Source organism: uncultured Murdochiella sp. (genome assembly GCF_902488755.1).
Classification (GTDB): Bacteria; Bacillota; Clostridia; order Tissierellales; family Peptoniphilaceae; genus Murdochiella.
In genome coordinates, this window is the sequence record NZ_CABTXF010000058.1 from 1 (window position 1) to 6913 (window position 6913).

Genomic DNA, 6913 nt, shown 5'->3' on the forward strand with positions numbered 1-6913 from the left:
CACCCCAACCACCCCTGGCAAACGGCGAAAAAGAGCATTTGCCAGGGTCAGTCACACCCCAACCACCCCTGGCAAACGGCGAAAAAGTGAATTTGCCAGGGTTGGGTACACCCCAACCACCCCTGGCAAACGGCAAAAAAGTGGATTTGCCAGGGTCGTGGGAACCTCAATCACCCCTGGCAAAATGGAAAAAATGCGATTTGCCGGGGTCAGTCACACCCCAACCACCCCTGGCAAAGTCCAAAAAACACGATTTGCCAGGGTCGCTCACAGCCCAAACACCCCTGGCAAAACATAAAAAAACACATTTGCCAGGGTCAGGCAGCACGTTCGCATTTCAACCACCTCTAAAAAACGACAAAGAAGACTACAACCATACAAGCGTTCGACATTTTTTATGACCGTTATCCGCGGCATCCAACAGTAGAGTCTTGCCTCCAACATCGTTACAATATATAAGGAAAACAGTAATGACGCCAAAAGCAGAAATGGAAGAACGACGAAGAGAAAAGTGTACAGAACGAAGCGAAGACGTTAGCAAACAGGAGGCAAGATGAAGACTATTGCGCAATGGGCATCGCTTTTACCGAATGGGGAAGGCTACCTGGCTTTGTCCTATCTTTTGAATACGACTCCAGGAGCGTTGCGTGCACAAAGCGCGAAAAGTTTGCAAAGCGAGACAAGTACGCAAAGCCAGACAAGTGCGCAAAATGAGACAAGTGCGGAATCGGGAAGAATCGCAAACGGCGTGCCTAATTCAGCGAGAAATACAAGTGCCATCCCCATTCAAAAAGACAAGAGCAAACAACATCCAATCGAAAAGGGACTTTCTCCGGAGATGCTTCAGCGCTATCAAGAAATTGTCCGACGCCGTCTTGCCGGCGAACCGCTTCAATACGCCATCGGAGAATGGGAGTTTTACGGCCACTTGTTTCACGTCGATCCACGTGCGCTCATTCCTCGTCCCGAAACAGAGCTTCTGGTGGAAATGGCGCTTCGGGACGAGTTGGGTGGAAAGATCATTGCGGATATCGGTACAGGTACCGGAGCTATCGCGTTAAGCATCGCATTGGAAGCAAATCCGAAGCCAAAGAAAATTTACGCAACGGATTGTTCGGCGGATGCGCTTGCTCTTGCAAAGGAAAATGCAAATCGACTAATTATGCGTTCCTCCGTTCATCCACCACAACGAGAAGGAAATGGCGAACAGGAAACATCGCTGACTTCGAGCCATACGTCGGATGAGAAAGCCTCCTATTCGTCGCCTTCACGGAGAGCTTCGGATGAGGCATCGGAATTTGCGGAAAACATGATAGAATGGATTTTAGGTGACGGACCTTCTGTCCTTCCGGAAGCGGTGGATGTGTTACTATCGAATCCGCCTTACATTGATCCGCTGGAAAAAGAGGGACTGCAAGAGGAATTGCGCTACGAACCTTCATCGGCTTTGTTTGCCGGAGAGCCGGGAAGAGGTGGTCTCGCCTTATATCAGGCTTGGATTCCTCTCCTGAAACCCCTGTTGCGTCCGCATGGCGTTGTGCTCATGGAAATTGGCGACCGTCAGGGAAAGGACGTTGCCAATCTGTTTCGTCAGGCAGGGTTTTGCGCCGTTTCAGTGTATCCCGACTATGCCGGACGTGACCGTTTTGTTCGCGCCGAACGATAGCTGGCCTTATGCGACTTTGCCGGGGTCGCGCGCCCAATCCCCCTGGCAAAGTGGATAAAAGCGCATTTGCCAGGGTCGGGAAGAACCTTCGCACGCACCATCGCACGTACCTTCGCACGCACAATCGCGCACGCCATCACACGCGCCATCGCACCCCATCACTACAACAACCCCAACACCAACCAAAGAGGATAATCATGTTTGAAAGTTTAGAACATATTGAAAGCCAACTACGCGAAATGGAACAGCAACTTGCTGATCCGGTGCTGCTTGCCGACATGGATGCCTGGCGCAAAGTCAATCGGGAATATGTCGAGCGCAAGCCCATCGCTAAAGCCTATCAGGAATATACAAAGGCATTGAACACGGCGAAAGAAGACCGCGAAATGCTCAAAGAAGCACAAGACGCGGACATGGAAGCCATGCTCAAGGCGGATTTGGACGAACAAGAAGACATAGCACAGAAAAAAGAAGAAGAACTCAAGCTATTGCTTGTGCCGAAAGACCCCAACGATTACAAAAACGTCATTGTAGAAATACGTGCCGGCGCAGGCGGAGACGAAGCAGGACTATTTGCCGGCGATTTATACCGCATGTACCATATGTATGCCGAAAAAGAAGGGTATACGACCGAGGAATTGGATCGCACCGAACAGGGCATTGGCGGCATCAAAGAAGCGACCTTTATGGTAAAAGGCGAAGGCGCCTATTCCCGGCTCAAATATGAATCCGGCGTACATCGCGTACAACGCGTACCCGAAACCGAATCCTCCGGACGCATCCATACCTCTACTGCGACCGTTGCGGTATTACCAGAAGCGGAAGACGTGGATGTCCAGCTGAACCTCAACGACGTGCGCATCGACGTATACCGTTCCAGCGGACATGGCGGTCAGTGTGTAAACACCACCGATTCCGCCGTGCGCGTGACGCATATTCCGACCGGCATTGTCGTAGCGATTCAGGATGAAAAGAGTCAGCTGAAGAACAAAGAAAAAGCGCTCCATATTCTCAAGACCAAACTCTATGACTTAGAACTGGAAAAGCAGAATCAGGAAATCGCCTCAGCCAGACAATCTCAGGTAGGCAGCGGCGACCGTAGCGAGCGTATCCGCACATATAATTTTCCGCAGGGACGCATTACGGACCATCGCATTAACCGCACGATTTATCAGATTCATGAATTTCTTGATGGCGACATCGGCGAAATGATTGAGGCGCTGCAAACCGAAGACCAGATGAAAAAACTGGCACTCGTGACCGACCGCGCCGAATAGGGTAAAATCGACGAGGACAAAAATAAGAAAACCGAATGAACGGGAAGAAATACGGTTTACGCGAAACGAACGACGAAGACGAATAAAAACTGTGCCACACAAGCCAAAGTAGGAGGTTCTATGGATAAAGAGCAGTTTCTGCAAGAATGGAATATAAGTGCGAAGCAGCTGTTTTGCAAGACGATAGAAACGGCATCATCCTTTGAAAAATACGCCGCTCTTTCGCATACGATTATGAATCGCATCACCGATTCTTGGATGGAAACGCGCGAAAAAACCAAAACCATGCGGAATGAATACTATTTTTCGGCGGAATTTTTGGTGGGACGAGCGCTGGGAAATAACTTGCTCAATTTAGGTGTTTTGGACGAAGTCAAAGCCGTGCTCAGCGACTTGGGCATTGATTTTGAACAGCTCGAAGACGAAGAGGACGATGCCGCCCTCGGCAACGGCGGATTAGGACGCTTAGCTGCCTGCTTTATTGATTCTGCTGCAAGCGAAGGCTATCCCGTACAGGGATATGGCGTGCGTTATAGCCAGGGCATTTTTGAACAAAAATTCATTGACGGCTTTCAGCGCGAAGAAGGCGACGACTGGACAAAAAAAGGCGATTTTTGGTCGCTTCGTTGTGAAGAAGATGCCAAAATCGTGCGCTTCCGCGACGAAGCCGTGCGTGCAGTCCCCTATGACATGCCCATTATCGGGTACAAAAACGGCGTTGTGAATACGCTGCGCCTGTGGCAAGCCGAACCGTTGGAATCCGGATTTGATTTCGACCGCTTCAACAACTTTGCATACGACGATGCCCTGCGCGAAGTAAACCGCGCCGAAGATATTACGCGGGTGCTGTATCCCAACGACATGCAGCGTGCCGGAAAAGTACTGCGTTTCAAACAGCAATATTTCTTCACCTCCGCAAGCATTCAGGACTTGCTCGTACGCTACAAGAATAATTATCCCGAAGACACGGCGTTCCGTTCCTTTGCCGCATTGCACTCCATACAGCTCAACGACACGCACCCCGTGATAGCTATTCCGGAGCTGATGCGCATTTTAATCGACGAAGAGGAGCTTTCTTGGGACGAAGCCTATGAAATAGCAACGCATACGTTTGCTTTTACGAACCATACCGTTTTGCAGGAAGCACTGGAAAAGTGGAGCCTCGACATTGTGGACGAGGTTTGTCCGCGCTGCCTCGAGCTCATCAAAGAAATCAACCAGAAGATGATTTCCGTTTTTCGTCAGCAGGGAATGCCCGAAGAACAGATAAACACCTATCGTATCATCCATGACGATGTCGTGGAAATGGCATATCTTGCGGTTTGGTGCGCCGTAGCGGTCAACGGCGTGGCGAACATTCACACCACCATTCTCCAAACCGAAACCCTCAAACAGTGGTATGCCGTCATGCCCGAAAAATTCAGCAACAAAACCAACGGCGTTACTCCGAGACGATGGCTGCAATATGCCAATCCCGAACTGTCTGCATTCATCACGAAAAAACTGGGAAGCGATGCCTGGCATCATGATTTGACGCTGTTAAAGGGGCTGGAATGCTATGCCGATGATACGGAAACGCTTCAGGAACTCAACGCCATCAAGCAGGAGAAAAAACGGCAGTTAGTGGACTATATTAAGCGCACTGAAGGCATTGCCATCGACCCTGATTCGCTCTTCGATGTGCAGATTAAGCGTCTGCACGAATACAAGCGACAGCTGTTGAATATTCTGCATATCCTGTATTTGTACAACAAACTCAAAAAGAATCCGGGACTGGATATGGTACCGCGCACCTTCATTTTCGGAGCAAAGGCGGCACCCGGTTATTTCCGCGCCAAAGCCATCATCAAATTCATCAATGAGGTGGCACGCATGGTAAATGCGGACCCCGACACACGAAAGAAACTGCGTGTGGTCTTTGTCCAAAACTATCGCGTCAGCTCCGCCGAAAAACTCTTTCCGGCGGCAGACATCTCCGAACAGATTTCCACTGCGGGAAAAGAAGCCTCCGGCACGGGCAACATGAAGTTCATGCTTAACGCCACGCCGACCATCGGCACGTATGACGGCGCAAACATCGAGATTTTTGCGGACGCCGGCGAAGAGAATAATTTCCGCTTCGGTGCGACGGTTGAAGAGTTGGAAGGCGTTGCGTCCTCGTATAATCCGCTCGAATACTACCACAAGAACCCCGAAATCAAAGAAGTCGTTGACTATCTACTCGATCAACGCCTGTCCGATCATGGGACATACATGTTTTTGGATGTCTATAATTCGCTGGTTGCGCCACAACACGGCGAGCGCGGAGATGCATATTATCTGCTCTACGATTTTGAACGCTACGTCGAAGCGCAACAGCGCGTCGATTGCGCCTATCGCGACCGTCTCGGTTGGGCAAAGAAGTGCCTCATGAATCTCGCCAATTGCGGCGAATTTTCATCCGACCGCACGGTGCGAGAATACGTGCGCGATATTTGGAAAGTGGAAACCATACAGTAAAGGCTCTGGTGTAACGGTCATATAACAAAGGCTCTGCCGAAAAACCGAAGAGTAAGTGGAAAAGAAGGCGTTAAGTCGTCACACGAAAAGGAGGAAGACATGCTGGTATCAGCCAAAGAAATGCTTAACAAGGCGGCAAAGGAACATTATGCCGTCGCACAGATTAACATCAACAATCTGGAATGGACAAAAGCGGTGCTGGAAACCGCCGAAGAACTGAAATCGCCGGTTATTTTAGGTGTTTCAGAAGGAGCCAACAAGTACATGGCAGGGTATGAGACCGTTGCTGCCATGGTGCGCGCCATGGACAAAGCCATGGGCATTACCGTTCCCGTTGCGCTGCACTTGGATCATGGCAGCTATGAAGGGGCGAAAAAGTGTATTGAAGCCGGTTATACCTCTGTCATGTTCGACGGATCGCATTTTCCACTGGAGGAAAATCTTGAAAAAACGGAGGAGATTGTGCGTTATGCGCATGAGAACGGCATATCTGTCGAAGCCGAAGTCGGCACGATTGGCGGCGAAGAGGATGGTGTCGTCGGCATGGGAGAAATAGCTGATCCGGCGGAGTGCAAGCGCCTCGCCGATCTCAACATTGACTTTTTGGCAGCCGGCATCGGCAATATTCATGGCGTATATCCTGCCAATTGGAAGGGGATCGATTTCGATGCCCTTCGTCGCATCAAAGCAGAAACCGGCAACATGCCGCTGGTGCTGCATGGCGGCACGGGCATTCCCAAAGAGATGATTCTCGAAGCCATCTCCCTTGGCGTAGCCAAAATCAACGTGAACACCGAATGCCAGCTTTCCTTTGCCCAAGCGACGCGTGAATACATCGAAGCCGGAAAAGACCAGCAAGGCAAAGGCTTTGATCCGCGCAAGCTGTTAGCACCCGGCACCGACGCCATTAAAGCGACGGTCAAAGAAAAGTTGGAAATGTTCGGTTCGGTCGGCAAAGCGGAATAAAGCGTGGAAAGCAAAACAACACGTTTTTTCTTACATTTTTGCAATAAATTCGGCAAAAACGCGCGAATTGCATTGACGAAGAAGAGCAAGATTGATATCATGGTTCTGTAAATCGGGGGGGGGATTTTGTCTTTCCCACACTTTCTCGATTACATGCACAACCATAGCAGCTGATAACAAAGCAGGAACTAACAAATTACGGAGGATGACAATGAAAACAAAACGTGTTTAGCATTGGCACTTGCCGGCGCTTTGGCGTTCGGCGGCGTTCTGGTGACCCCCGTCTTGGCTGACGGAGAAATGGCTGTAGAAACCCAGAAAGAAGTTACGCAGAAGCAGCTTGAAAGAGCGCAAGAAGACATGAGTGATGTTATCACTGATTATGTTGACGATGCAGATGCAAAAGTTAAAGAGTTAGAAAAGAAAAAAACCGACGACGAGTTGGAGAAAAAGGCTACTGAGACGAAGACAGCAAAAGAAGCAGCCGAAGCTGAGCTGGAAACGG

7 protein-coding genes are annotated in these 6913 nt (G+C 50.0%); 6 read left to right on the forward strand and 1 reads right to left on the reverse strand.

The genetic code is table 11. The features are described 5' to 3' along the window. Both RDL68_RS05760 and RDL68_RS05765 read left to right on the forward strand, forming a co-directional pair. The coding region (locus tag RDL68_RS05760) for a hypothetical protein (protein ID WP_308540729.1) at nucleotides 1-401 on the forward strand (401 nt) is incomplete at its 5' end. 152 nt (nucleotides 402-553) lie between these two features. After that, entirely contained in the window at nucleotides 554-1666 is a 1113-nt protein-coding gene (locus RDL68_RS05765; RefSeq protein WP_308540730.1) for a peptide chain release factor N(5)-glutamine methyltransferase, read from the forward strand. Here RDL68_RS05765 and RDL68_RS05770 read toward each other — a convergent pair. Then, nucleotides 1627-1815: a hypothetical protein gene (locus RDL68_RS05770; RefSeq protein WP_308540731.1), complete on the reverse strand. Its 189-nt coding sequence runs from the start codon at nucleotides 1813-1815 to the stop codon at nucleotides 1627-1629. The two genes, RDL68_RS05765 and RDL68_RS05770, sit on opposite strands and share 40 nt — an antisense overlap. A gap of 48 nt (nucleotides 1816-1863) precedes the next feature. Between RDL68_RS05770 and prfA the strand changes: the two genes are divergently transcribed. The 4 genes from prfA to RDL68_RS05790 all read left to right on the forward strand — a co-directional run. Beyond that, nucleotides 1864-2943, forward strand: coding sequence for a peptide chain release factor 1 (gene prfA / locus RDL68_RS05775; RefSeq protein WP_308540732.1), 1080 nt, complete (start codon nucleotides 1864-1866; stop codon nucleotides 2941-2943). Nucleotides 2944-3063: 120 nt separating this feature from the next. Continuing rightward, the gene (locus tag RDL68_RS05780) at nucleotides 3064-5442 is read left to right on the forward strand and encodes a glycogen/starch/alpha-glucan phosphorylase (protein WP_308540733.1); all 2379 of its coding nucleotides are present in this window, start codon (nucleotides 3064-3066) and stop codon (nucleotides 5440-5442) included. Nucleotides 5443-5541: 99 nt separating this feature from the next. Beyond that, the gene (fba, locus tag RDL68_RS05785; RefSeq protein ID WP_308540734.1) at nucleotides 5542-6408 is read left to right on the forward strand and encodes a class II fructose-1,6-bisphosphate aldolase; all 867 of its coding nucleotides are present in this window, start codon (nucleotides 5542-5544) and stop codon (nucleotides 6406-6408) included. Nucleotides 6409-6642: 234 nt separating this feature from the next. Beyond that, nucleotides 6643-6913 (forward strand): hypothetical protein (locus RDL68_RS05790; protein ID WP_308540735.1); only part of this gene is annotated, 271 nt, incomplete at its 3' end.

Excerpts from the sequence above, each read along its gene's own strand:
- RDL68_RS05765 (WP_308540730.1), top strand. The coding sequence starts at position 554 with ATGAAGACTATTGCGCAATGGGCATCGCTTTTACCGAATGGGGAAGGC.
- RDL68_RS05770 (WP_308540731.1), bottom strand. The coding sequence starts at position 1,815 with ATGGCGCGTGTGATGGCGTGCGCGATTGTGCGTGCGAAGGTACGTGCG.
- prfA (WP_308540732.1), top strand. The coding sequence starts at position 1,864 with ATGTTTGAAAGTTTAGAACATATTGAAAGCCAACTACGCGAAATGGAA.
- RDL68_RS05780 (WP_308540733.1), top strand. The coding sequence starts at position 3,064 with ATGGATAAAGAGCAGTTTCTGCAAGAATGGAATATAAGTGCGAAGCAG.
- fba (WP_308540734.1), top strand. The coding sequence starts at position 5,542 with ATGCTGGTATCAGCCAAAGAAATGCTTAACAAGGCGGCAAAGGAACAT.